25 protein-coding genes and 1 pseudogene are annotated in these 23,639 nt (G+C 70.1%); 19 read left to right on the top strand and 7 right to left on the bottom strand.

The genetic code is table 11. The annotated features are described in order from the left end of the window. Positions 1 to 29 precede the first annotated feature (29 nt). Together pafA and L324_RS36140 are read left to right on the top strand one after the other, a co-directional pair. Positions 30 to 1,388 (top strand): Pup--protein ligase, encoded by a 1,359-nt coding sequence (gene pafA, locus L324_RS36145; RefSeq protein ID WP_037319655.1) that lies wholly within the window; start codon positions 30 to 32, stop codon positions 1,386 to 1,388. A 79-nt stretch (positions 1,389 to 1,467) separates the two neighbouring features. Continuing rightward, entirely contained in the window at positions 1,468 to 2,505 is a 1,038-nt protein-coding gene (locus L324_RS36140) for a WD40/YVTN/BNR-like repeat-containing protein (protein ID WP_037319653.1), read from the top strand. Between the two features lie 7 nt (positions 2,506 to 2,512). On the opposite strand, the gene L324_RS36135 is transcribed toward L324_RS36140, so the two are convergent. Further along, a complete protein-coding gene (locus tag L324_RS36135; protein WP_037319651.1) occupies positions 2,513 to 3,100 on the bottom strand; it encodes a TetR/AcrR family transcriptional regulator in 588 nt (195 codons plus the stop codon). A 70-nt stretch (positions 3,101 to 3,170) separates the two neighbouring features. Between L324_RS36135 and L324_RS36130 the strand changes: the two genes are divergently transcribed. From L324_RS36130 to L324_RS36120, 3 genes are all read left to right on the top strand, one after another. After that, a complete protein-coding gene (locus L324_RS36130) occupies positions 3,171 to 4,073 on the top strand; it encodes an NADP-dependent oxidoreductase (RefSeq protein WP_037319776.1) in 903 nt (300 codons plus the stop codon). Positions 4,074 to 4,085: 12 nt separating this feature from the next. Further along, the gene (locus L324_RS36125) at positions 4,086 to 4,427 is read left to right on the top strand and encodes an ArsR/SmtB family transcription factor (RefSeq protein ID WP_037319648.1); all 342 of its coding nucleotides are present in this window, start codon (positions 4,086 to 4,088) and stop codon (positions 4,425 to 4,427) included. Between the two features lie 71 nt (positions 4,428 to 4,498). After that, positions 4,499 to 5,377 (top strand): TIGR03620 family F420-dependent LLM class oxidoreductase, encoded by an 879-nt coding sequence (locus L324_RS36120; protein ID WP_037319646.1) that lies wholly within the window; start codon positions 4,499 to 4,501, stop codon positions 5,375 to 5,377. Between the two features lie 112 nt (positions 5,378 to 5,489). Here the strand turns inward: L324_RS36120 and L324_RS36115 are convergent, their stop codons facing one another. Both L324_RS36115 and L324_RS36110 read right to left on the bottom strand, forming a co-directional pair. Further along, positions 5,490 to 5,942: an SRPBCC family protein gene (locus tag L324_RS36115; RefSeq protein WP_037319645.1), complete on the bottom strand. Its 453-nt coding sequence runs from the start codon at positions 5,940 to 5,942 to the stop codon at positions 5,490 to 5,492. A 32-nt stretch (positions 5,943 to 5,974) separates the two neighbouring features. Further along, a complete protein-coding gene (locus L324_RS36110; protein WP_037319643.1) occupies positions 5,975 to 6,931 on the bottom strand; it encodes an NADP-dependent oxidoreductase in 957 nt (318 codons plus the stop codon). Positions 6,932 to 7,034: 103 nt separating this feature from the next. Here L324_RS36110 and L324_RS36105 point away from each other — a divergent pair, with 103 nt between their 5' ends. The 12 genes from L324_RS36105 (at position 7,035) to L324_RS36050 (ending at position 18,755) form a co-directional block, all read left to right on the top strand. Beyond that, positions 7,035 to 7,466 (top strand): winged helix-turn-helix transcriptional regulator, encoded by a 432-nt coding sequence (locus tag L324_RS36105; protein WP_037319641.1) that lies wholly within the window; start codon positions 7,035 to 7,037, stop codon positions 7,464 to 7,466. Between the two features lie 9 nt (positions 7,467 to 7,475). Beyond that, positions 7,476 to 8,456: a helix-turn-helix transcriptional regulator gene (locus tag L324_RS36100; protein ID WP_037319639.1), complete on the top strand. Its 981-nt coding sequence runs from the start codon at positions 7,476 to 7,478 to the stop codon at positions 8,454 to 8,456. Continuing rightward, positions 8,453 to 9,430 carry a helix-turn-helix transcriptional regulator gene (locus tag L324_RS36095; RefSeq protein WP_037319636.1) on the top strand — a complete coding sequence of 326 codons (978 nt, stop codon included), beginning with the start codon at positions 8,453 to 8,455 and terminating at the stop codon, positions 9,428 to 9,430. The genes L324_RS36100 and L324_RS36095 overlap by 4 nt, the downstream gene beginning before the upstream one ends. 9 nt (positions 9,431 to 9,439) lie before the next feature. Next, entirely contained in the window at positions 9,440 to 9,649 is a 210-nt protein-coding gene (locus L324_RS36090; protein ID WP_037319634.1) for a bacteriophage holin, read from the top strand. 37 nt (positions 9,650 to 9,686) lie between these two features. Next, on the top strand, positions 9,687 to 10,028 hold the full coding sequence (gene tatA, locus L324_RS36085) for a Sec-independent protein translocase subunit TatA (protein WP_037319631.1): 342 nt from the start codon (positions 9,687 to 9,689) through the stop codon (positions 10,026 to 10,028). A gap of 96 nt (positions 10,029 to 10,124) precedes the next feature. Further along, positions 10,125 to 11,096, top strand: a complete 972-nt coding sequence (gene tatC, locus L324_RS36080) for a twin-arginine translocase subunit TatC (protein ID WP_037319629.1) — start codon at positions 10,125 to 10,127, stop codon at positions 11,094 to 11,096. A gap of 7 nt (positions 11,097 to 11,103) precedes the next feature. Next, positions 11,104 to 11,979: a diacylglycerol/lipid kinase family protein gene (locus tag L324_RS36075; protein ID WP_037319627.1), complete on the top strand. Its 876-nt coding sequence runs from the start codon at positions 11,104 to 11,106 to the stop codon at positions 11,977 to 11,979. A 96-nt stretch (positions 11,980 to 12,075) separates the two neighbouring features. Then, a complete protein-coding gene (locus tag L324_RS36070) occupies positions 12,076 to 14,853 on the top strand; it encodes a DEAD/DEAH box helicase (RefSeq protein ID WP_037319625.1) in 2,778 nt (925 codons plus the stop codon). Positions 14,854 to 15,005: 152 nt separating this feature from the next. Further along, on the top strand, positions 15,006 to 15,806 hold the full coding sequence (locus L324_RS36065; RefSeq protein WP_037319774.1) for a DUF4333 domain-containing protein: 801 nt from the start codon (positions 15,006 to 15,008) through the stop codon (positions 15,804 to 15,806). Positions 15,807 to 15,848: 42 nt separating this feature from the next. Then, positions 15,849 to 17,048 carry a GNAT family N-acetyltransferase gene (locus L324_RS36060; RefSeq protein ID WP_037319771.1) on the top strand — a complete coding sequence of 400 codons (1,200 nt, stop codon included), beginning with the start codon at positions 15,849 to 15,851 and terminating at the stop codon, positions 17,046 to 17,048. Positions 17,049 to 17,082: 34 nt separating this feature from the next. Further along, a complete protein-coding gene (locus L324_RS41925) occupies positions 17,083 to 17,490 on the top strand; it encodes a DUF4333 domain-containing protein (protein ID WP_081736581.1) in 408 nt (135 codons plus the stop codon). Positions 17,491 to 17,534: 44 nt separating this feature from the next. Continuing rightward, positions 17,535 to 18,755, top strand: coding sequence for a GNAT family N-acetyltransferase (locus L324_RS36050; protein ID WP_037319623.1), 1,221 nt, complete (start codon positions 17,535 to 17,537; stop codon positions 18,753 to 18,755). Here L324_RS36050 and L324_RS36045 read toward each other — a convergent pair. From L324_RS36045 to L324_RS36035, 3 genes are all read right to left on the bottom strand, one after another. Beyond that, the gene (locus tag L324_RS36045; RefSeq protein WP_037319621.1) at positions 18,752 to 19,720 is read right to left on the bottom strand and encodes a pirin family protein; all 969 of its coding nucleotides are present in this window, start codon (positions 19,718 to 19,720) and stop codon (positions 18,752 to 18,754) included. The two genes, L324_RS36050 and L324_RS36045, sit on opposite strands and share 4 nt — an antisense overlap. Next, positions 19,717 to 20,661: a 5'-3' exonuclease gene (locus tag L324_RS36040; RefSeq protein ID WP_037319620.1), complete on the bottom strand. Its 945-nt coding sequence runs from the start codon at positions 20,659 to 20,661 to the stop codon at positions 19,717 to 19,719. The genes L324_RS36045 and L324_RS36040 overlap by 4 nt, the downstream gene beginning before the upstream one ends. A 76-nt stretch (positions 20,662 to 20,737) precedes the next feature. Further along, complete coding sequence (locus L324_RS36035) at positions 20,738 to 21,274, bottom strand: NADPH-dependent FMN reductase (RefSeq protein WP_037319618.1); 537 nt, start codon at positions 21,272 to 21,274, stop codon at positions 20,738 to 20,740. A gap of 118 nt (positions 21,275 to 21,392) precedes the next feature. Here L324_RS36035 and L324_RS36030 point away from each other — a divergent pair, with 118 nt between their 5' ends. Both L324_RS36030 and L324_RS36025 read left to right on the top strand, forming a co-directional pair. Next, positions 21,393 to 21,971 (top strand): ArsR/SmtB family transcription factor, encoded by a 579-nt coding sequence (locus L324_RS36030; protein WP_037319615.1) that lies wholly within the window; start codon positions 21,393 to 21,395, stop codon positions 21,969 to 21,971. Further along, positions 21,968 to 23,209 (top strand): MFS transporter, encoded by a 1,242-nt coding sequence (locus L324_RS36025; RefSeq protein ID WP_037319613.1) that lies wholly within the window; start codon positions 21,968 to 21,970, stop codon positions 23,207 to 23,209. Before L324_RS36030 ends, L324_RS36025 begins: the two co-directional genes overlap by 4 nt. A 243-nt stretch (positions 23,210 to 23,452) precedes the next feature. Here the strand turns inward: L324_RS36025 and L324_RS36020 are convergent. After that, positions 23,453 to 23,639, bottom strand: a pseudogene (locus tag L324_RS36020) (HNH endonuclease); the annotation flags it as partial.

The raw sequence follows: 23,639 nt of genomic DNA, 5'->3' as shown, positions 1-23,639 counted from the left end.
AGCGGGGTCTCACCGCCTACTCTGGTGGGATGCAGCGGCGGATCTTTGGCATCGAGACCGAATTCGGGGTCACGTGCACCTTTCACGGGCAACGCAGGCTCTCCCCGGATGAAGTGGCGCGTTACCTGTTTCGGCGTGTCGTGTCCTGGGGACGTTCGTCGAACGTCTTCCTGTCGAACGGCTCCCGGCTCTATCTCGACGTGGGCTCCCACCCGGAATACGCCACGGCCGAATGCGACGACCTCGTCCAGCTCGTCACGCACGACAAGGCGGGGGAGCGGATCCTCGAGGACCTGCTGGTCGACGCCGAGCGTCGGCTGGCGGACGAGGGCATCGGCGGCGACATCTTCCTGTTCAAGAACAACACCGACTCGGCGGGCAACTCCTACGGCTGTCACGAGAACTACCTGGTGACCCGTGCCGGGGAGTTCTCCCGGATCGCCGACGTGCTGCTGCCGTTCCTGGTGACGCGGCAGCTGATCTGCGGCGCCGGCAAGGTGCTGCAGACGCCGCGCGGCGCGGTGTACTGCCTGTCCCAGCGTGCGGAACACATCTGGGAAGGCGTCTCCAGCGCGACCACGCGGTCCCGGCCGATCATCAACACCCGCGACGAGCCGCACGCCGACGCCGAGCGTTACCGGCGCCTGCACGTGATCGTCGGTGACTCGAACATGGCCGAACCGACCACGATGCTGAAGGTCGGGTCGGCGCATCTGGTGCTGGAGATGATCGAGGCCGGCGTCCAGTTCCGCGACTTCACCCTCGACAACCCGATAAGGGCGATCCGCGAGATCAGCCACGACCTCACCGGCCGCCGCCAGGTGCGGCTCGCCGGCGGCCGTGAGGCGTCCGCGCTGGACATCCAGCGGGAGTACCACGCCCGTGCCGTCCAGCACGTCAAGGAGACCGGGTCGTCGCCGCAGTCCGAGCGGGTCGTCGAGCTGTGGGGCCGGGCGCTGGAGGCGGTCGAGCAGCAGGACTTCAGCAAGATCGACACCGAGATCGACTGGGCGATCAAGCACCGGCTGGTCGAGCGCTACCGCAACAAGCACGACCTCGACCTGTCGAGCCCGCGGATCGCGCAGCTCGACCTGGCCTACCACGACATCCGGCGCGGCCGCGGCATCTTCGACCTGCTGCAGCGCAAGGGTCTGGTCCGCCGGGTCACCGACGACGGCGAGATCGAGCTGGCCAAGGACACCCCGCCGCAGACCACGCGGGCGAAGCTGCGCGGTGACTTCATCGCCGCCGCGCAGGCCGCCGGGCGCGACTTCACCGTGGACTGGGTGCACCTCAAGCTGAACGACCAGGCGCAGCGGACCGTGCTGTGCAAGGACCCGTTCCGTTCGGTGGACGAACGCGTCGAAAGGCTCATCTCCTCGCTCTGAATTACTCCGTGAAGGCCATCTTGGAGGGCGCTGAGCCCTCTAGGGTGGCCTTCACGGATCTTCGAGGAGAGGTACGCCGATGCGTCGTGCGTTGCTGGTCCTGCTGGGGGCGGTCGTCCCGCTGGCGTTCACCGGGGTCGCGCACGCGGCGCCGGAGTGTCCCGCTCCGGCCTGGACGGAGACCCCGACCGGTACGGACGCGCAGTTGCGCGGGCTGTCGGCGGTCGACTCCCGTACCGCGTGGGTCAGCGGCAGCAGGGGCACCATCCTGCGCACCACCGACCGCGGCCGCAGCTGGAAACCCGTCGCCCCGCCCGGCACGGCGGCGCTCGACTTCCGTGACATCGAGGCCTTCGACGCCGATCACGCCGTCGCCCTGTCCATCGGGCCCGGCGACGCGTCCCGGATCTACCGCACCGACGACGGCGGCCTGAGCTGGCGACTGTCCTTTCAGAACAGCGACCCGGCCGCCTTCTACGACTGCGTCGCGTTCTTCGACCACCGGCGCGGCCTCGCGATGAGCGACCCGGTCGAAGGCAAGTTCCGGCTGCAGTCCACTTCGGACGGCGGCCGCACGTGGCAACCGGTGCCCGCCGAGGGCATGGTCCCCGCGCTGGACGGCGAGTTCGGCTTCGCCGCCAGTGGCCAGTGCCTGACCACCGCGGGCTCGCACGACGCCTGGATCGCCACCGGCGGCGGGGCCCGTGCGCGCGTCCTGCACTCCGGCGACGGAGGGAAGACCTGGGCGGCCGCCGACACACCGTTGCCCAGTGGCGCCTCGGCCGGGGTCTTCTCGGTGACCTTCCGGGATCCGCGGCACGGCGTGGCCATCGGCGGTGACTACGCCGCACCGAACGCGCCCGGCCCCGCGGTCGCGCTCAGCGCGGACAAGGGCCGCACCTGGCGGACGCCACCGGAGGCTCCCGTCGGCTACCGCTCCGGCCTGGCGTGGCTGGGGAACACGGTCATCGCGGTCGGACCCGGCGGGAGCGACCTGAGCCCGGACGGCGGACGGCATTGGAAGTCCTTCGACACCGGCTCGCTCGACTCGGTCGACTGCGCCCGCGGCGCGTGCTGGGCGAGTGGTGCGAAGGGCAGGGCCGCACGGCTGTCCTGAGCGGCGCTCAGGACACCGATTGCGGGCGGTGGACCTCCCAGGCCGCTTCGATCATCCGGAAGATCTCGTCCACCGCGGCGTCCGGATCGGCCGACTCGCGGGCCAGCGAATGGGCGTCGACCACGAACCGCGCGATCGTCCGGCAGGCCGTCGTGGTTCCTGGCGCGTCGAGATCGGCGGCGATGGCCGCCGCCAGAGCCTTCGCGTGGCGGAGCCTCATCAGCTCTTCGTACTCCCGCAGCGCGGGTGACCCGTCGATCATGCGCCAGACCGGCGCGGCTTCGTCCGCCGCGCAATGCCGCACCTGAGCCTGGATCTCGCGGCGCAGCGCGGAGATGAGCGGCTCGTCCGGCGCCCGGTCGGTGACCGCCTGGGTGAGGCCGTGCTGGAACTCGCCGTCCAGCTCGAACACCAGGGCCTCTTTGGAGGCGAAGTGGGAGAAGAGCGTGGTGACGGCGACGTCGGCCTCGGCCGCCACGTCACGGATGCCCACTTCGTCGTACCCGCGTTCGAGGAAGAGCCGCAGCGCGGTTTCGGCGATCTTCCGGCGCGTCGCGGCCTTCTTCCGTTCACGGCGCCCCAGTGGCTCTGTCATCTCCTGACACTATCAGATGCGAAACCATAGCTGTTTCAAAACACTAACGGTTAGTGCTATGGTCGGTCGCATGAAGAGAGTGAGTTTCGCCGAGTTCGGAGGTCCGGAGGTCCTGCGGTTCGAGGACGCCGAGGAGCCCCATGCGGGCCCCGGTGAGGTGCGCGTCGCGGTGCGGGCGGCGGGGGTGAATCCCGTCGACTGGCGGCTCCGTGAAGGCCAGGTTCTGGGAGCCCATCCGGTCGAGTTGCCCTTCGGGGTCGGGCAGGACGCGGCCGGGGTGGTGGACGAGGTCGGGGAAGGCGTCGAAGGGGTGAAGGTCGGCGATGCCGTGTTCGGCGAAGGTGCGAGTACCTATGCCGAGTTCGCCGTGCTGTGGGCCTGGGCCCGGATGCCCGAGGGGCTGACGTTCGAGGAGGCGGCCGGGTATCCGTCCGTGGTGGAGACCGCGTTGCGCGTCCTCCGTGAGGTCGGGGTGGAGTCCGGGCAGACGTTGCTGGTGAGCGGCGCGTCCGGCGGGGTCGGCTCGGCGGTGCTGCAGATCGCCCGCGACCGCGGCATCACGGTGATCGGCACGGCCGGTGCCGCGAACCAGGACTATCTGCGGGGTCTGGGCGCCCTCGCCACGACGTACGGCGACGGCTGGGTCGGACGGGTGCGCGAGCTCGGCAAAGTCGACGCGGCCCTCGATCTGGCGGGCGCGGGCGTGATCCCCGAACTCGTCGAGCTGACCGGGGATCCGCGGAAGGTGATCTCCATCGCCGACCTCGGCGCGCCGGACCTCGGCGTCCGGTTTTCCGGGGTCGCCGGGAGCATGCCGGACGCCCTCACCGAGGCCGCCGATCTCATCGCGCGGGGCAGGCTCCACATCCCGGTCGAGAAGTCGTACACCCTCGCCGAGGCCGCGCAGGCCCAGATCGACAGCCAGGCCGGTCACACACGCGGACGCCGGGTCATCGTCGTCTCAGTTGGCTAGGCTCGAAGAACCATGACCGCACACGCAGACCCCGCCCCGGACGCCGCCGATCACCTGGTCGAGGTGTTCAAGGCGCTCGCCAATCCCGTCCGGCTCCAGGTGCTCGGCTGGTTACGCGAACCGGACCGGCACTTCCCGCCGGAGAAGGCGATCGCCGACCAGAACGAGGTCGGGGTCTGCGTGAGTCATCTTCAGGAGAAGCTGGGGCTCGCGCAGTCGACGGTGTCGGCGTACATGGCGTTGCTCCAGCGTGCCGGGCTCGTCCGGTCCACGCGAGTGGGGAAGTGGACGCACTACCGGCGCGACGAACAGCGGATCGCCCAGCTCGTCGACCTGCTGGGACGGTCGATCTGAACCTCGGCGGGAATAACATATCGAGAATCTGCGATACTTCGATATGTAAGACTCGACCTGAGGAGAGACAGATGGAACTGGGGCGTTTCGGGATCTGGACGTTCGACTTCGAAGAGCAGCCGGCGAGCATGCTGCGGGATTCGGTGCGGGAACTGGAGGAACTCGGCTGGCCCGCGATCTGGATCCCGGAACGGGACGGCCGCGAGGCGCTGACCCACGCCGGATTCCTGCTCGCGTCCACCGAACGGATCTCCGTGGTCAACGGGATCGCGCGGATCGGAGCCCGCGGGGCGCGCTGGACCCATGGGGCGGCTCTGCTGCTGGCCGACGCCTACCCGGGCAGGCACGTCCTGGGACTCGGCTTCGGCGGCGCGCGTCCCGGGGTCAAGCCACTGGAGGCGATGAACGAGTACCTCGACGAACTCGACGAGGTCACCAACGCCAACCCGGTGCCCGCCGCGCCGATGCGGCGGCTGCTGGCCGCGTACGGGCCGAAGATGCTCGGACTGGCCCGGGACCGTTCCGAGGGGGCGCACACCTATCACGTGCCCGTGTCGCATACCGCCAAGGCGAGGGAAGTGCTGGGGGACAAGGCATTCCTGGGCGTCGAGCACGCGGTGCTGTTCGAAACGGACCCGGGCAGGGCGCGCGAGATCGCCCGTGAGCACCTGCACGTGTACCTCACGTCGGAGTACAACGTCGCCAAGTTCCTCCGCCTCGGCTACACCGAAGCCGACATCGACGGCGGCCGCGGCAGCGACCGGCTCGTCGACGACCTCGTGTTCTGGGGCGACCTCGACGCGATCACGGCGAAACTGCACGGACATCTCGACGCCGGCGCCGACCACGTCGGGGTCCAGGTCATCGGGGTCGCACCCGGGGAATCGGCCATGCCGCAGTGGCGGCTGCTGGCCGAGGCGCTGCTGTCCCGGACCGCGGCCGCCCGCTGACGGACGGACCACGATCTCGGTGACCGAGGGCGGTGCTCGAGCGCGTGGAGCACCGCCCTCGCGGTGTCCGCCGGGCCTGCCCGTACGCCGGTGACCGGCGATACTCGATCGTTCATGCCTCCAAGGTGGGTGGCGTGTAGGTGTCCCACCCGGGCACCGGCTCGCCGGCGAGGGAAGCGCCGAGCCGGTCGAGATAGAAGTGCCAGCCCTTGGCGATGTCCGAGGTGTCCCACTCGGGTTCGGGCATCCGGTGCACGAAGTCGAGCACCGTTCCCGAGCCTTGCGGGGTCAGCGTCAGCTCCACGTGCCAGATCGGCTCGCCGGGAGTGGCCAGGTCGATGGCCAGCCGTTTCGGCGGATCGCATTCGCGGATGACGGCGGGCGCCGGTTCGGCGCCTTCCTCCGCGGTCATCAGCAGCATGATCGTGTTGCCGACCCCTGTTTCGCCCGTCCATGTGCCGAGCCAGCGGGCCGTGCGTTCCGAGTCGGTGAGTGCCGACCAGACGTCTTCGACCGGTCCCGGAAACTCGCGCCGGAGTTCGAGCCGGGTTTCGTTCTTGTCCATAATGTGAAGATAACCACAGGCTTAATTAAGCGTCAACTTATGCTTTCGTCGGCACCGATCGTCAGTACCAGCCGTCCGCGGAGTCCGCCCTCCGCCAGTCGTTCGTGTGCCTTCACCGCGTCGTCCAGCGGCAAGGTCTCCGCGACCCGGAGGGCGAGCACGCCGCTGTCGACCAGTGCCGCCAGTTCGCCCAGCGCGGCGCCGTCGGCGCGGATCCAGACGTGCTCGACCCTGATGCCGCGCAAGGGAATCGGCGCCGCACCGGCCGCGAAGACCACGAACCGCCCACCGCCCTTCACGGCGTCCAGGGCTTCGAGGCCGAGCAGTGCCGTGTCGAGGGCGGCATCCACCCCGCCGGGGACTTCGGCGCGCACGCGGTCGGCCAGGAAGTCGCCACGGGGTACGAAAACCTCCGCGCCGAAGCCGCGGACCAGCGCCTCGTCGGCGGAACCGGCGACAGCCACCACGCGATGACCGCGGGCCTTGGCCAAGGTGACCGCGTATCCGCCGACCGCACCCGCGGCTCCGGTCACCAGGACCGTCGCTCCCGGTGGGAGAGCGACCAGATCGAGCGCCTGGAGGGCGGTCAGGCCGTTCAGCGGCAGGGTCGCGGCCTCCACGAGGGACACCGTCCGCGGGGCGCGGGCGATCGCGTCCACGTCGAGCACGACGTACTCGGCGTAGGTGCCGAGTGCGGTCGCCGGCCGGTCCCGCAGGCCGATCACGGCGTCACCCGCGGCGAACCCGGAGACGCCGTCGCCGATCGCGTCGACCGTCCCGGCCACGTCCCAGCCGATCCCGACCGCCTCCCGCGGCGGGATGATCCCCGCCTCGGTCAGGAAACCCGAGCGGGTCGCGGCATCGACCGGGTTGACCCCGGCCGCGGCCACCTTCACCCGTACCTGCCCGGTTCCCGGTGCGGGCACCGGGATCTCGAGGGATTCCAGGACTTCCGGGCCGCCGAACCGGCGGACCACCATCGCGTGCATCGTTCTCCTCCCAGGGGTCGTCGAGACCGAACGTAAGGGGAGTTACTCTCCATCGGGAAGTACGCACTTCGAGGTGCCCAACCCACGCGGAGGTACGGCGATCGTGGTCACGCGCACGGCACAGGAACGCCGGAACGAGGAGAAACGGGCCTACGACGCCTACCTCGCGGCCTGCCCGGCCCGGAAGCTGCTCGACGAGGTCTCGGGGAAATGGGTCAGCCTGGTCCTCGTCGCCCTCGGCGACGGGCCCCAGCGCTACAGCGACCTCTCCCGCCGGATCGCCGGCGTCAGCCAGAAGATGCTCACGCAGACCCTGCGGACCCTGGAACGCGACGGCCTGCTGACCCGCACCGTCACCGCCTGTGTGCCGGTCCGCGTCGACTACGAGCTGACCGATCTCGGCCGCAGCCTTCGTGAGCTGCTGGCCGGGATCAAGGACTGGGCCGAGACGCGGTTCGACGAGGTCGAGTCCGCCAGGGATCGTTACGACGCGCGATCGGCGGCTCTCACCATCGGGTCGGACGGCGCGGGCTAGGGTAACCGGGTGTCCACCGCACGCGCCGAACGATTGGTCAACCTGGTTCTGGCCCTCCTGTCCACCCGGCAGTACCTCACCGCCGAACGGATCCGGGGGATCGTGCCCGGGTACGCCGACGCGGCCAGCGACGAGGCCTACTTCCGCATGTTCGAGCGCGACAAGACGGAACTGCGCGAACTCGGCATCCCGCTGGAGACCGGCCGCAACTCCGCCTTCGACGCGATCGACGGCTACCGCATCGCGCGCCGCGACTACGAACTCGGCGAGATCGACCTCGCGCCCGACGAGGCGACCGCCGTCGGTCTCGCCGTCCGGCTCTGGGATTCCCCGGAACTGACCGGTGAGGCACAGGGCGCGCTGGTGAAGCTCCGCGCCGCCGGGGTCGAGGTGGACGACCACGCGCCGACCGTCGTCGAACCCCGCGTCCGCGCCGAACCGGCGTTCGGACCGCTGCTCGCCGCGGTCCAGGCCGGTCAAGCGGTGCGCTTCGAGTACCGGCGCAGCGGTTCGGCCGAACGCAAGATCCGCACCCTCGAACCGTGGGGTGTCGTGTCGTGGCGTGCCCGCTGGTACGTCGTCGGGCATGACAGGGATCGCGGCGCTTCCCGCTGCTTCCGGCTCTCCCGCGTCACCGGCAAGGTCGAACCCGTCGGGAGGCCCGGCGTCGTCGAACGCCCGGAAGGGGTCAACCTCCTGCAGATGGTGTCCTCCAGCAGCGGTGAGGACCCGTCCGCGCCGACCACCGCCAGCGTCTGGGTCGCCGACGGCCGGGCCGCCGGGGTCCGCCGCCGCGGCCGGGTCGTCGGCCGCAGTGATGCCGGAGGAGAAGCGGGCGACCTCGTGGAAATCGACCTGTACTACCCGGAATCCGCCGCCGACTGGCTCACCGCCCACGGCCCGGACGTCCTGGTCCTCGAACCCGAAGTCCTCGCGAAGTCGGTCTTCAGCCGCCTTGAGGCCATCGCCCACGCCGGTGGTGCCCGATGAGCGCCACCGGACGGATGCCGCGCCTGCTGGCGCTCGTGCCGTACCTGCTCGCCCGGCCGGGAATCAAGATCACCGACGCCGCCGCCGACTTCGACGTCTCGCCCAAACAGCTGCGCAAGGACCTCGAACTCCTCTGGATGTGCGGGCTGCCCGGCTACGGCCCCGGTGACCTGATCGACCTCTCCTTCGAAGGCGACACGATCGTCGTCACCCACGACGCCGGGATGAACCGCCCGTTGCGGCTCACCGGTGGCGAGGCGACGGCCATGCTGGTCGCGCTGAGGGCACTGGCCGAGACACCCGGCGTCGTCGACGCCGACGCCGTCCGCCGCGCCATCGCGAAGATCGAAGCCGCCGCGGGCCAGGCCCAGCCGTCGGGGATCGTGGTCAGCGGGGGAGTCCGCGAAGGCAAGAAGACCGCCCGCACCCGCGAAGCCGTCCGTGCCGCCCTCACCGCGAGGCGCGCGCTGCGGATCCGGTACTACACCGCGTCCAAGGACGAGATCACCGAACGCACCGTCGACCCCATGCGGCTGCTCATCGTTCAGGCGGTCGGCTATCTCGAAGCGTGGTGCCGCCGCGCGGAGGACGTCCGCTTATTCCGGCTCGACCGCATCGACGAGCTGACCGTGCTCGACGAACCCGCCGTCCCGCCCGCGCACGCCCGGCCGACCGACATCTCCGACGGCGTCTTCCGCCCGCGTCCCGATCAGCAGGAAGCCGTGCTGGTGCTCGACCCCGACACCCGCTGGGTCGCCGAGTACTACCCGTGCGAGGAACTCGACGAACTCGACGGCGGACGGCTCCGCATCCGGATGCGCTACGCCGACGAGTCCTGGATGGTCCGCCTGATCCTCGGATTGGGCGGAGACGCGCAGGTCGAGAGCCCCGCCGCGCTGGCGGAGGCGGTTCGTCGACGGGCGGCCGACGCGCTGGCGCGGGCACGTCACCTTGCGTCAACCTACGAGCAGTAGGGTGACGCCGTGTCGTACCTGCCGAGCATCGCGCTCGTAGTCGTCGGGCTGATCGCTCTCTTTGTTTTGCTAATCAAGTTACGCGGAGTCTTGCGCGTGCTCACCCATACGATGAGCATGGTGGCTACGAACACCCGAAAACGGACAGGGCTGCTCCGCGCCCGATCGGCCGCGCTCCGCGTGGCGATCGCGCAACGACGTGGGCTCGAAGACCGGTAACATCTCACCCAGAGACTCAAGAAGGAGGCCGCACACGATGAACGCGCTGCAGCCGTGGCACATCATCATCCTGGTGCTCGTCGTTGTCCTGCTGTTCGGCGCCAAGAGGCTTCCGGACGCCGCGCGGTCCATCGGCAAGTCCATGAAGATCTTCAAGGCCGAGACCAAGGACATGGCCGGAGACAAGGACAAGGCCGCCGAGACCGAAGAGGTCGAGACCAAGCAGCTGCCGCAGGCCACCACGCCCGCGCCTGCCGCGACCGCGCAGGACAAGCAGGTCGCCGACCTCCAGCGTCAGCTCGACGAGCTCAAGAAGCAGCAGGCCGCCGCGCCCGTCACGCCCGCTCCGGCCGAGCAGGCGCAGAAGAACGCCAGCTGAGCGGTCTTTTAGCAAGCCCAGCGGAGCCTGTTCGCGGATGAGCGCGCCGAAGTCCCGGCGCGCTCATGGTGGACCCTGACGAGAACGGACTGTCCAGTGGCGGATTCCGCCTCCGGTGAGGAGCGCCGCGGCACCAAGCGGCGCAAGCGCAGCCGTCGGAGCAACCCCGACGGCACGATGACGCTCATCGAGCACATCTACGAGTTCCGGCGCCGTCTGGGCTTCGCGCTGCTCGCCATCGTCGCGGGCGGGATCATCGGTTTCATCTGGTTCCAGACCAAGGTGGGCCCGATCCCGTCGCTCGGCGAGATCATGACCGGCCCGTACTGCGGCATCCCGTACCAGCGCAGGCTCGGCGGACGAATCGACGGACCCTGCCAGCTGCTCCAGACGGTCCCGTTCGAAGCCTTCATGATCCAGCTGAAGGTCGGCCTCGCCGCGGGCGCGGTGCTGCTGGCCCCGCTGTGGCTCTACCAGATCTGGGCGTTCATCGCGCCCGGCCTCTACTCGAAGGAGCGCAAGTACGCGCTCACCTTCGTCTTCTTCGCGTCGATCCTCTTCGCCGCGGGCGCGGTGCTGGCGTACCTGCTCATCCCGCACGCGCTCGAACTGCTGATGAACTTCGGTGGCGACCAGTTCATCACCGCCCTCACCGGCGACAAGTACATCTCGTTCATCCTGTCGCTGCTGCTGATCTTCGGCGTCAGTTTCGAACTCCCGCTGTTCGTGGTGATGCTGAACCGCGTCGGCGTCCTCAAGTACCAGACGCTGAAGAAGTGGCGCCGCGGCCTGATCATGGTCGTATTCGTCTTCGCCGCCTTCGCGACGCCTGGTTCGGACCCGTTCTCGATGCTCGCCCTGGCGGCCGCGCTGATCGTGCTGCTGGAACTGTCGATCCAGATCGCGCGCTTCCACGACCGCAAGCTCGACAAGGAACGCGGCACCGAGGGCTGGGATCAGCTCGCCGACGACGAGGCCGCGCCGTTCGACTACACGCCGAGCACGATCGACGAGGAGCCTTCCGCGGCCACGAACGGCAAGCGGACCAGCACCGACGACGTCACCTGATCCCGCGATGCACGCGGCACTGGCCGTCCACCCCGCCTCCGGGAACGGAACGGCGGGACGGCTGATGGAGTCGGTCGCGGCACGGCTGCGGCCCGTCGTCGACCGGCTCGACGTCCTCGTCGCCGGCACGGTCGAGGAATCCCGCGCGCTGATGACCGATTCCCGCGCGGCCGGACTGGACGTGCTCGTCGTCCTCGGCGGGGACGGAGCGGCCCACGAGGGCGTCCAGTTCTGCGCCGAAACCGGCGTCGCGCTCGGACTCGTCCCCGCGGGCACCGGCAACGACTTCGCCAGGGCACTCGGCGTCCCGGAACGCCCGCACGCCGCGGCGGACCTGGCTGCCCGGCAGATCGCCGCGGGGAAGCGGCGCCGGATCGACCTCGGCCGCGCCGGTGGCGAATGGTTCGCCACCGTCCTGTGCTCCGGGTTCGACGCGCTCGTCACCGCACGGGCCAACCGGCTGACCTGGCCTCGCGGCCCGCGCCGCTACGACCTGGCGATCCTGGCCGAACTGACGGCGTTCCGCACCTGGCCGGTCGTGCTCCGCACCGACGTCGAGACGATCGAAGTCGACGCCACCATGATCGCCGTCGGCAACACCCCGTTCTACGGCGGCGGCATGCCGATCTGCCCGGGAGCGGACCCCGAAGACGGCCTCTTCGACGTCACGGTCGTCGGGAAGGCCACCAGACGCGACCTGCTCCGCATGCTGCCCGGCGTCCGCACCGGCGAGCACCTCGCGCATCCGGCGGTCCGGACCCTGAAGGCCAGCGAGATCCACCTCGCGGGCAGCGAGCTTCCCGTCTTCGCCGACGGCGAGCCGCTGGGCGGGCTGCCGATCGACATCACCTGCGTCCCGGGCGCGCTCACCGTCCTCGGCTGAGCCCGGCGTAGCGCCGTCGCGGTGTAGACCCGGCCGCCGTTCCCGGGATCGTCACACCGAGTGCGAACTGTCGGTGGGGTATGGAACCCTGACGAAGTGGTCAACAGCCCTTCTCAGACCCCGGCCGAGGCGTACGCAGCCTCCCAGCGCCGCGCTCGGTATCCCCAGCTGACCCGGTTCGCCGCGGAATCGGCGTTCGAGTTCGACGACTTCCAGATCCGCGGGTGCGAGGCGCTCGAAGCAGGCCACGGCGTGCTCGTCTGCGCGCCCACCGGCGCCGGGAAGACGGTGGTCGGCGAGTTCGCGGTGCATCTCGCCCTCGCCGAAGGGCGCAAATGCTTCTACACGACGCCGATCAAGGCGCTGTCGAACCAGAAGTACGCCGACCTGGTCGGCCGTTACGGCGCCGACGCCGTCGGCCTGCTCACCGGTGACACCTCGATCAACGGCAACGCCCAGGTCGTGGTCATGACCACCGAGGTCCTGCGCAACATGCTCTACGCCGGGTCGTCGACCATCGGCGAACTCGCCTACGTGGTGATGGACGAGGTGCACTACCTCGCCGACCGGTTCCGCGGCGCGGTCTGGGAGGAGGTCATCCTCCATCTGCCCGAGCACGTCCGGGTCGTCGGCCTGTCGGCCACGGTGAGCAACGCCGAGGAGTTCGGCGAATGGCTGGTCGAGGTCCGCGGCGACACCACCGTCGTGGTCGACGAGCACCGCCCCGTGCCGCTGTGGCAGCACATGCTGGTCGGCAACCGGCTGATGGACCTGTTCGCCGGCCAGGAGGAACACGCGCCGGGCGCCGAGCTGCGGATCAACCCGAGCCTGCTGCGCCGCACCGAGGAGATCGGCGGACGGTTCGCGCCGGCCGGGTTGCGCGGCCCGAGGGGACGGCGAGGGGCGCCGTCGCGGATGCCGCGGTACCGGCCGCCGTCCCGCACCGAGACGGTCGAGCGCCTGGACAACGCCGGGCTGCTGCCCGCCATCGTCTTCATCTTCTCCCGCGCGGGCTGCGACGCCGCCGTCGGCCAGTGTGTCCGGTCCGGCCTGCGGCTGAACGGCCCCGACGAGGTCGAGAAGGTCCGTCGTATCGTCGCCGAGCGCACCAAGGACCTGCCCGAAGGCGACCTCGGCGTCCTCGGCTTCTGGGAATGGCGGGAGGCGCTCGAGCGCGGTATCGCCGGTCACCACGCCGGGCTGCTCCCGGCGTTCAAGGAGACCGTCGAGGAACTGTTCGTCCAGGGGCTGGTGAAGGTCGTCTTCGCCACCGAGACGCTCGCGCTCGGCATCAACATGCCCGCGCGCACCGTCGTCCTCGAACGGCTGGTGAAGTACAACGGCGAGGCGCACGTCGACCTGACGCCGGGGGAGTACACGCAGCTCACCGGGCGGGCCGGGCGGCGCGGGATCGACGTCGAAGGCCATGCCGTCGTCGCCTGGCAGCCGGGGATCGACCCGAAGCAGGTCGGCGGCCTCGCCTCGACCCGGACGTATCCGCTGCGGTCGTCCTTCCGGCCCGGCTACAACATGGCGGTGAACCTGGTCGCGCAGGTCGGTGCCGAAGCGGCCCGTGACCTGCTGGAGCAGTCGTTCGCGCAGTTCCAGGCCGACCGGTCGGTGGTCGGCACCGCGCGGCGGATCGAGCGGAACAAGGAGGCCCTGCGGGGCTACACCGCCGCCATCACCGGCGACTTCGACGAGATGCTCGAGTACGTCGAGCTGCGCGCGAAGATCTCGGCGAGGGAAAAGGCGCTCTCGCGGCAGAACACCTCCGCGCGCCGGGCGGGTACGGCCGAATCGCTGGAGAAACTCCGCAAGGGCGACGTCATCGCCGTGCCCGCGGGCAGGCGCGCGGGGCTCGCGGTCGTCGTCGACCCTGGGCTCGACCCGATCCGGGAACCGCGTCCGGTCGTGGTCACCGAGGACCGCTGGTCCGGTCCGCTCTCGGTGTCGGACTTCCCGTCGCCGGTGGAGGCGCTGGGGAACATCAAGCTGCCGAAGCACATCGAGCTGCGTTCACCCAAGACCCGCCGTGACATCGCGTCGAGTCTGCGCAACGCGGGAATCTCCTTGCCCGGCAGGCAGAAGCGCCGGGCCGGGGCCAATGAGGACGGTGAGCTGGCCGCCCTGCGGCGCGCGCTGCGGTCGCATCCGTGCCACGGTCTGGCCGAGCGTGAGGCGAACCTGCGCTGGGTCGAGCGGTACCAGCGGCTCACGGCGGAGACCGAGCAGCTGGAACGCAAGGTCGCCGCGACCACCCACTCGCTCGCCCGCGCCTTCGACCGCATCCTGCGGCTGCTCGGCGAGCGCGGCTACCTCGGCCCCGAATCCAAGGGCGACGGCGAGGACCGCGTCACCGAACACGGCAAGCGGCTCACCCGGCTCTACAGCGAGTCCGACCTGCTGGCCGCCGAGTGCATCCGGCACGACGTCTGGAAGGGCCTGGCGCCCGCCGAACTCGCGGCCGTCGTCTCGACGCTGGTCTTCGAGGCGCGCCGCGACATCGCGGGGGAGCCGCGGCTGCCCGCGGGCAAGGTGCTCGACGCCTGGCAGGCGACCACGCGGCTGTGGATGGAACTCACCGACGACGAGCGACGGCACAAGCTCGACCGCACCCGCGAGCCGGACGCGGGTTTCGCCTGGCCCATCTACCGCTGGGCGCGCGGCGAATCACTGGAGAAGGTCCTCACCGCCGCCGAGGCGAACGGGCAGGAGCTGTCCGCCGGCGACTTCGTGCGCTGGTCGCGGCAGGTCATCGACCTGCTGGACCAGATCCGCGACGTCCTGGGCAGGGCCGACCCGGTCGGCGCGGCCGCCTCGGACGCGGTGAAGGCCCTGCGGCGCGGCGTGGTCGCTGCGGGCGGCGCCTGACCGGCCTCGTGAGTGGTAATGACGGTTAGAACCGTCATTACCACTCACGAGCTGGGCGTGGGACAGTGGGCAGGGGCGCCGACCTGTGGTTGGATCGCCACGACGGCCCGGTGATACGGCCGCTGACGATGGTGAACAGGCGGAGGCGAACGATGAGCACGCCGTATGGCGGCAACGACCCCCAGCAGCAGCCCCAGTGGGGGCAGCAGCCGGGCTACGGGCAACAGCCGGGCGGCGCTCAACCGCCGAGCGGCCCGCAGCAGCAACCGCAGTGGGGGCAGCAGCCGCAGTACGACCCGTCGCAGACGCAGCAGCAACAGCCCCAGTGGGGCCAGCAGCCCGCACCCTACGACCCGGCGCAGCAGCAGCCGGGGTATCCGCAGAGCGGACCTCAGCAGCAGCCCGGCTACGACCCTTCCCAGACGCAGCAACAGCAGCCGCAGTGGGGTCAACAGCCCCAGTACGGCCAGCAGCCCGGCTACCCCCAGAGCGGTCCCCAGCAGCAGCCGGGTTACCCGCAGAGCGGCCCGCAGCAGCAGCCGCAGTACGGCGGGCAGCAGCCGGGCCAGTACGACTACGGGCAGGGCCAGTTCCAGGGCACGCAGGGCGAGGCACAGGACAAGCCGAAGTCCAAGAAGGGCCTGTTCATCGGGATCGGCGCGCTCGTGGTGATCATCGCCGCGGTCGGTGTCCTCGGTTTCGTGACGCCCGGCTGGTTCAACACGCAGGTCTTCAACAACACGCAGATGCAGACCGACGTGCAGAAGCTGCTCACCGAGACCTACCAGATCCCGAACGTCAGCGCCGTCTCCTGCCCCGCGGGCAAGGAGGTCAAGGACGGCGTGAAGTTCACCTGCACCGCCACGATCGACGGCAAGCCGCAGGAGGTGCCGATCACCGTGAAGGGTGACACCGGCAACTACGAGGTCTCGCCGCCCGCCGTCCCCAAGTAAACGGCGGGCGCCCTGCCCGGTCGATCCGGCATGATCGATCCCATGGGTGACTTCACGGTGCGGCCGCTCCGGTCCGACGAGGACCGGGCCGCGACGGATCTGTTCAGGCGGGCGTTGCACGTCAAGGAGATGACCGACGAGGAATGGTCGGCCATCTCCTCGTCGAGGCAGCCGGATCGCGGACTCGGGGCGTTCGACCCGGAGCTGATCGGCACCGTCCGGTCGTTCGATTCGGAGATGACGCTGCCCGGCGGCGGTACGGTCCCGCTCGCCGCGGTCAGCCTCGTCGGCGTCCGCGCCGACCGCGTCCGCCGCGGTGTGCTGACGGCCCTGATGCGCGCCCAGTTCGAGGATTTCGCGGCCCGCGGCTTCCCCGCGGCGATGCTGCACGCGTCCGAAGGCGCCATCTACGGCAGGTTCGGCTACGGCATCGGCGCGCGGGGCAAGTCGATCGAGATCGACAGGCACCGGGCCCGGTTCCGCCCGGAGGTCCCGGCCGGTGGGGAGATCTCCTTGCTGGATCTGGAAAGTACCGTTGAGCAGTGGCCGTCGCTCTTCGACGCGATCCCGCGTACGCGACCCGGCATGATCGCCAGGAGCCCGTACCTGTGGCCGGGCTACGAACGGGAAGTGCGCCGGGCGACCACGCCCGTCACGACCGCCGTGCACCGCGGCCCGGACGGAGTCGACGGCTATGTCACCTACACCGTCGAGCGGGCGCATTTCGGCGACCCGTCGTTGTTGAAGATCCACTCCTTCCACTACGCGGGTCCTGACGCCTTCGCCGGGTTGTGGCGCTATCTGCTGTCCGTGGACCTGGTCGACCACATCACCGCTCAGAAACGGCCGCTCGACGAACCGGTCGAGTTGCTGTTCACCGACCCGCGGCATGTGGCCGTGCAGAAGATCCAAGACGAGGGCTGGCTCCGTCTCGTCGACGTCCCCACGATGCTCAGAGCCCGTTCGTACCGGGGCGAACCGGTCGTCATCGAGGTCACCGATCCCTTCCTGGAGCGCAACTCCGGCCGCTACCGCCTTTCCGGGGACGGTGCCGTCCGCACGACCGATCCGGCGGATCTCGAGATGCACGCCGACACCCTGTCGATGCTGTACCTGGGCGGCTGGCGCGCGTCGGACCTCGCCGTCGCCGGCCGTGTCCGTGCCACCGGCGAGACCGCACTGGAGCGGGCGGACCTGCTGTTCGGCACGCGGGTGGCCCCCTGGTGCGGTACCTTCTTCTGACGTTGGAAGATCACCTTGGTGGGGGTGGAGAAGCTTGAGCAGGCGAGCCGTCGCGACGGTCGTTCTGTGCTGTGCCGCTTTCGCGGTCCTGGCCGCGTGTTCGGACACGCCGGCACCCGCGCCGGCGACGAAGACCGTCACGGTCCCGCCGAGCACCTCGTCGAGCGCGGCGGCCAGCGGCGGCACGTCGTCGGGCGGTCCGTCCTCCTCCGGCACTCCGGGCCGGGTCTTCGATCCGAGGACCATGCAGGCGGACGTACGGAAGATCCTCACCGAGACCTACCAGGTGAGTGACGTCGGCGAAGTGCTCTGCCCCGCCAACCGGCCCGTCCAGGACGGCAGCACCTTCAGCTGCACGGTCAAGGTCGGCGGGGTCGGGAAGACCGTCACGATCACCGTCACCGGGAACGACGGCCGCTACGAAGTCGGCGCTCCCGGCTGAAAACCGGTTGGGATCCGGCGGTTCCGGACGGCAGGATCGCCGTCATGAGCGAATTTTCGGTGCGCGCCGTGGCGGAAGGCGAACAACGGGCCTGTCTCGACGTCCTCTCGCAGGCCTTGCACGGCAGGCCTGCTTCGAACGAGACCTGGGCCAAGATGGCCTCGAGCTGGCCCGCAGCCGGGAAGTTCGCCGCGTTCGACGATCACGGCACACCGGTGGGGATCGCCAGTTCCTTCGAGACCGAGCTCACCGTCCCAGGTGGACAGAGGCTGGCCACCGCGGCCGTCGACGGTGTCGGCGTCCGCGCCGACTGGACCCGCCGCGGGATCCTCACCGCGATGATGGCCGCACAGCTGGAGGACATCGCGGCACGCGGTCTCCCGCTCGCCGCCCTGCACGCCTCGGAAGGGGTGATCTACGGCCGGTTCGGTTACGGCGCGGCCACCTACGGGAAGGGCGTTCTCGTGGAACGCCCCCGGGCGCGGCTTCGTGACGGCGTAGGGCGGGACGGGGTGGTCAGGCTCGTCAGCCCGGCCGAGGCGGTCGAGTGCGTCCCGGCTCTGTACCGGCGCTTCGCGGGCGAGCGGCCCGGTTTCCTCGCCCGTCCGGACATGTGGTGGCCGGGCTTCTTCGACCGGATCGTCACCGGGGACGAGGGCTATCGCGTCGCCGTCCACAGTGGATCCGACGGGGACGACGGTTTCGTGGTCTACCAGACCATCGACCAGCGCGACCGGCAGGCGCCGGAACGGGGCGCGTTGCTGGACATCCGGGAGATGCACGCCGCGACACCGCGGGCTCAGGCGGGTTTATGGCGCTTCCTGCTGTCGATCGACCTGGTCTCGGCCGTCGCCGGACGGGGGCGCCCGATGGACGAGCCGCTCGCCGCACTGCTCACCGACCCGCGGGCGGTCAACACCACCGAGGTCATCGACGATCTGTGGGTGCGGCTCGTCGACGTACTCGCCGCGCTGCGGGCGCGCACTTACGGCACCGCCGAACCCGTGGTGCTCGAAGTGCTCGACCGGCAGCTTCCGGGCAACAACGGCCGTTACGTCGTCGGCCCGGGCGGGGTGGACCGCACGACCGCCGACGCGGAACTCCGGCTCGACGCCGACACCTTGGCGTCGCTGTACCTCGGCGACGGCCTCTTCAGCGATCTGGTGACGGCGGACCGCGTCGAGGTGCTGGACGCGGCGGCCGTCGCCCGCGCCGACGTGCTGTTCCACACCGCGCGGGCCCCGTGGTGCGGGACGTTCTTCTAGGCCGGGTTGCGGCGGGGCTTGATCCGCACCTGCGGCAGCGCGGGTGCGGGCAGCCACGCCGTGGTGCCCTGATAGCCGTCCACGCGGCCGAACCGGTCCGATTGTGCTTGCCACGCCTCCCGGTACTCGGCGATCTCCTCGTGACCGCGGCCCACGAAGTTCCACCACATGACGAGTTCCTCGGTGAACGGGGTCCCGCCGAGGAGCAGCACCCTGGCCGGTCCGGTGCCGTGGTTGGCCAGTTCGAGCGCCTCGGGACCGGGTGCCAGGTAGGCCAGTTCTCCCGTGTCCAGCGCGGTTCCGGCGACGGTGAGGGAGCCGATGTCCTGCAGGACCCCGTGTTCGAAGGCCGGATCGACGTCGAGGGTCAGCGCCGCGCCGGGTTCCACGGTGAGTTCGGCACCCAGCAGGGGAGTGAACGCCGGAACCGGTGAGGTGGTCCCGGCCAGGCTGCCCAGGAAGACGCGGGTGGTCGCGCCGGGCAGCCGGATCAGCGGCGGTGCGTAATGGCGGAAATCCCGCCCGGTGTCGCGATGTTCGTCCGGCAGCGCGATCCACAGCTGGACGCCGTGCAGCGTCGAAGTGTCCGGAGTGGACACTTCGGAGTGGGCGATGCCATGCCCGGCGGTCATGAGATTGAGTTCACCGGGCCGGACCACGGCCACGGTGCCGATGCTGTCCCGGTGCTCGATCTCGCCGCTGAACAGCCAGCTCGCGGTCTGCAGTCCGGTATGCGGATGCGGCGCCACGTCCATCCCACCGGACTCCGCCACGTCCTGCGGTCCGTAGTGGTCGGCGAAACACCACGCGCCGATCAGGGAACGCCGCCGTTGCGGAAGCGTGCGGCGCACCCGGATCGCGCGCGGCCCGCCGAGCGGGACGTCCCGCGGGGTCAGTACGGTGACACCCTCGCCCGGCTTGTCCCGGCACAGCAGTTCGGCCGGATCGGCCTCGATGTTGCTCACGACTTGGGGAGCGCGGCCAGCAGGCGCTCCACCGAACGGCCGAGGTTCCAGCGTTCCGCCAGTTCGGCGACCTTGTCCGGATCGGCGGGCTCGGACGGCACGACGTCGGGACGGGACTGCTCGACCGGCGCGTCCGCCGCGACCCGGACCACCGTCGGCGCGACGGCGAGGTAGTCGGCGGCGTCGGTCAGCCGCAACCGGGTCTTGAGCGGCACCCGCGCGTCGCCGGCGTTGGACGCCTCGATCAGCTCCTGCAGCGAACCGAACTGGGTGATCAGCTTCGCCGCGGTCTTCTCGCCGATCCCGGCCACGCCGGGGAGCCCGTCCGAGGGGTCGCCCCGCAGGGCGGCCATGTCGGCGTAACCGGGGCCGGCGTTCCCGGCCGGGATGCCGTACTTCTCGGCCAGCTCGTCCGGGCCGAGGATCTCGGCCTTGTTCCAGCCCTTGCCGACGTAGATGACCACCGTGGGCGTCGGCTCGTGGCGTACGAGCTGGAAAAGGTCCCGGTCGCCGGTGATGACCTCGACCGGGGACTTCTGTTCGCGGATGGCGAGCGCGCCGATGACGTCGTCGGCCTCGTACCCGGCCGCCTCGGCGGTCGCGATCCCGAAGGCCTCCAGCAGTTCCAGGATGATCGGGACCTGCGGGGTGAGGGTGTCCGGCACCTCTTCGACGTCACCGCCCTCCGGCACCTCTTCGGCCACGCGGTGGGCTTTGTAGCTGGGCAACAGGTCCGTGCGGAACTTCGGCCGCCAGTCCGCGTCCAGGCAGGCGACGAGCCGGGCGGGGCGCCGGTCGGTGAGGATCCGCGCGACGGTGTCGGTGAACCCGCGCACGGCGTTGACCGGCGTCCCGTCCGGGGCGGTCATCGACTCGGGCAGGGCGTAGAACGAGCGGAAGTAGAGGCTCGCGGAATCGAGGAGGGCGAGAGGTCCGGTCACGCGGACAGCCTGCCATGTTCCGCGCCGAAAGTCCGTGAAGGACCCGACCCCCAGCCGAGTCCTCCACGGAATCCGGTCAGGCGGCGTAAGGCCGCGCCCGGCGCGCGTCGCGCAGGGCGTTGGCCCACCAGTTCAGCTGGTTCAGCAAGGTGGTGGCGGCGAGATCGGCGCCTTCGGCGTCGGTGTGCTCGCCGTCGGGCCCGAACTGGGTCCAGGCGTAGGGGAAGCTCACGGTCTCGCGGATGGTCGCGGCGTGGAGTTCGGCGAAGACCGGCCGCAGGTGTTCCACCGCGCGCAGGCCACCGGAAATCCCGCCGTAGGAGACGAACGCGACCGGCTTCCCGTGCCATTCGGGGCCGGTGTTGTCGAGAGCGGTCTTCAGCGGGCCGGGGTAGCTGTGGTTGTACTCGGGGACGATCACGACGACGGCGTCCGCGGCGGCGACACCGGCGGAGAGTCCGTCGGGGGATTCGGCGAGGTCGATAACGGACAGGGCGACGTCGTCGCGCTGTTTGGCGCGATCGAGGAACCAGTTCGCGACCACGGGACCGAAGCGGCCCTCGCGGACGCTGCTGATCACGACGGCGAGCTGATAAGGCGTGTTCGTTGTCATGAAAGGAACCGTAAAACCTGAAGTTAGGTTGAAGTCAAACTCCAGAATCACGGGTTTTGGCGGAGGTAATCGCAGAGCACTCTTTGCAAAGGGTCCTCTGCGGTTGTACGGTTGCCGCATGGGGAACGGCGAGCGGTATCTGGCGCGGGTCGACGGCCGTCTTCTGCGAGCGCTGTCGCATCCGCTGCGGGTCAGGATCCTCGAGCTGCTGCGGGAGGACGGCCCGGCCACGGCGTCCGGACTGGCCAAGCGAGTGGGGGAGAGTTCCGGGACCACCAGCTGGCATCTGCGCCAGCTGGCCGAGTACGGCCTGGTCACGGACGACTCCGAACGCGGCAACCGGCGCGATCGGTGGTGGAAGGCCGTGCACGAGGGCGATCAGCTGCGCGGTAAGGACTTCATCGACGACCCTGACCTCGCCGGTCCCTTCAGCGTGTACGCCCACACGCTGATCGAGCAGCGGTACGCCGCTGAAGCGCAATTCGTCGCCGAAATGCGGGACTGGGCCGACGAGTGGATGGACAAGGTCGAGTTCCACGACTCGCCGCTGTCGCTCACCCCGGACGAAGCCGCCGCACTGAGCGAGGAGGTCCTCGACGTGATCAGCCGTTATCGGAGACGTGCCAAGGAAGGCGACACCCAGGTCCGCGTGCACTGGGCGGCCTTCCCGAGGAAATCGCGGCCGGAGACGCCATGAGCAGAGTGCCACTGGGGGCCCTGGTCGCGGCCGCGGGGATCTCCTCGGCCGGGGTGATGACGACACTGATCGCGATTCCCTGGTTCGTCCTGCAGACCACCGGGAGCGGCACCAAGACCGGCCTCGTCACCGCGGCCGAGGTGCTGGGCCTGATGGTCGCCGCGCTGCTGGGCGGCCCGATCGTGGACCGGGTGGGTACGCGCCGGGCCAGCGTCTGCGCGGACCTGCTGACCACGGTCACCGTGCTCCTGATCCCGCTCGCCGTGAGCACGACCGGGCTCGGGTTGCCGGGGTTGATCGTGTTGTCGTTCGTGATGGGTGTGTCCCGCGGGCCCGCCGACACCGCGAAGCAGGTGCTGCTCGCGGGAGTCGCCGAACTCGGCGGGATCCGGATGAGCCGTGGTGCCAGCGCCGTCGAGGCCGCGATGCGGACCGGGCGAATGGTGGGCGGTCCCGCCGCCGGTGCGCTGATCGCCTTGATCGGCCCGATCCCGGTGCTGTTCGTCGACGCGGGCGCGCTGCTGCTGTCCGCGGCGCTGGTGTTCACCCTGATCCCCACCGCGGCGGGTCCGCCGCGGTCCACTTCGGACGGTTACCTCCAGGAACTGCGGGAAGGGCTCGGCTACGTCAAACGGGACGCCGTGCTGCGCGCGCTCGTCGGCATGCTGGTGCTCACCAACAGTCTCGACTTCGGTCTCATCGGCGTGCTCTATCCGGCCTACGGCGACCAGGTCCTGCACAGCACCGCACTCGTCGGCGCGATGATCACCGCCGTCGCCGCCGGTGGACTGCTGGGTTCGGCACTCTACGGCTGGATCGGCCACCGGTTCTCCCGCCGCTCGGCGGTCCTGGTCGCCGTCGCCATCGAAGGCGCGCCGAGATTCGCCCTGCTCGCACTGAAACCCACGCCGGTCGTCCTGCTCGCCGGACTGGTGGTGGCCGGGATCGGCGCCGGGGCGCTGAACCCGATCCTGCTGCCGGTGGTCTACGAACGGGTGCCGGAAGCCGTCCGCGGCCGCGTGCTCAGCCTGCTGGTGGGCGGGGTGCTGGCTGTGATGCCGCTCGGCTCGATCGCGGCCGGGCTTCTCCTGGACGGGATCGGTCTCGTGGGTGCGCTCGCGATCTTCGGTGGGGTTTATCTGATCGCCACCAGTTTTCCGGCGGTCTTCCGGGTTTGGCGGGGGCTCGACGATCCTGCGCCGGTCGGGGATGAGCGGGTGGTGGGCGGGGTTCGGTGACCGATCAGGGATTCTTTCGGCACGCTGAACGTCTTCAGGCGGGTATTTAGTCGGCTAAGTGCGGAGTCAGGCCCGTTCGGGAACGTTGAACAACCTCAAGGGAGTCAGAGGAACGCGACGATCTTGGGGGCGTCGTGGAGGGCTTTGCGTCGAGCGCGGATGTTGAGGGCTCGTCGTTGTCTGTGGGCATGCCGTGGGGGCCCGTCGCCGGTGTGGCTGGCGGGCTCCTCGGGTGGTGCAGGGTCAGGCGGCGCGGTGGAGGGTGTTGCGCCGGGTTCTTCGGAGCGGGTCCAGATACTGGGGCGGGATGAACTCGGGTAGCCCGTCGGCGGCCATGCGGACTTGCCAGTCGCCGTGGTGGATCAGGCGGTGGTGGAAGCCGCACAGCAGGGTGAGGTTCCGCAGGTCAGTGGGTCCGCCGTCTGCCCAG

Origin of the sequence: Amycolatopsis orientalis DSM 40040 = KCTC 9412 (genome assembly GCF_000478275.1) — a bacterium.
In the GTDB taxonomy this organism is placed as follows: Bacteria; Actinomycetota; Actinomycetes; order Mycobacteriales; family Pseudonocardiaceae; genus Amycolatopsis; species Amycolatopsis orientalis.
The sequence above is the reverse complement of the archived record's forward strand: the minus strand, read 5'-3'. Positions and strand labels throughout refer to the sequence as shown.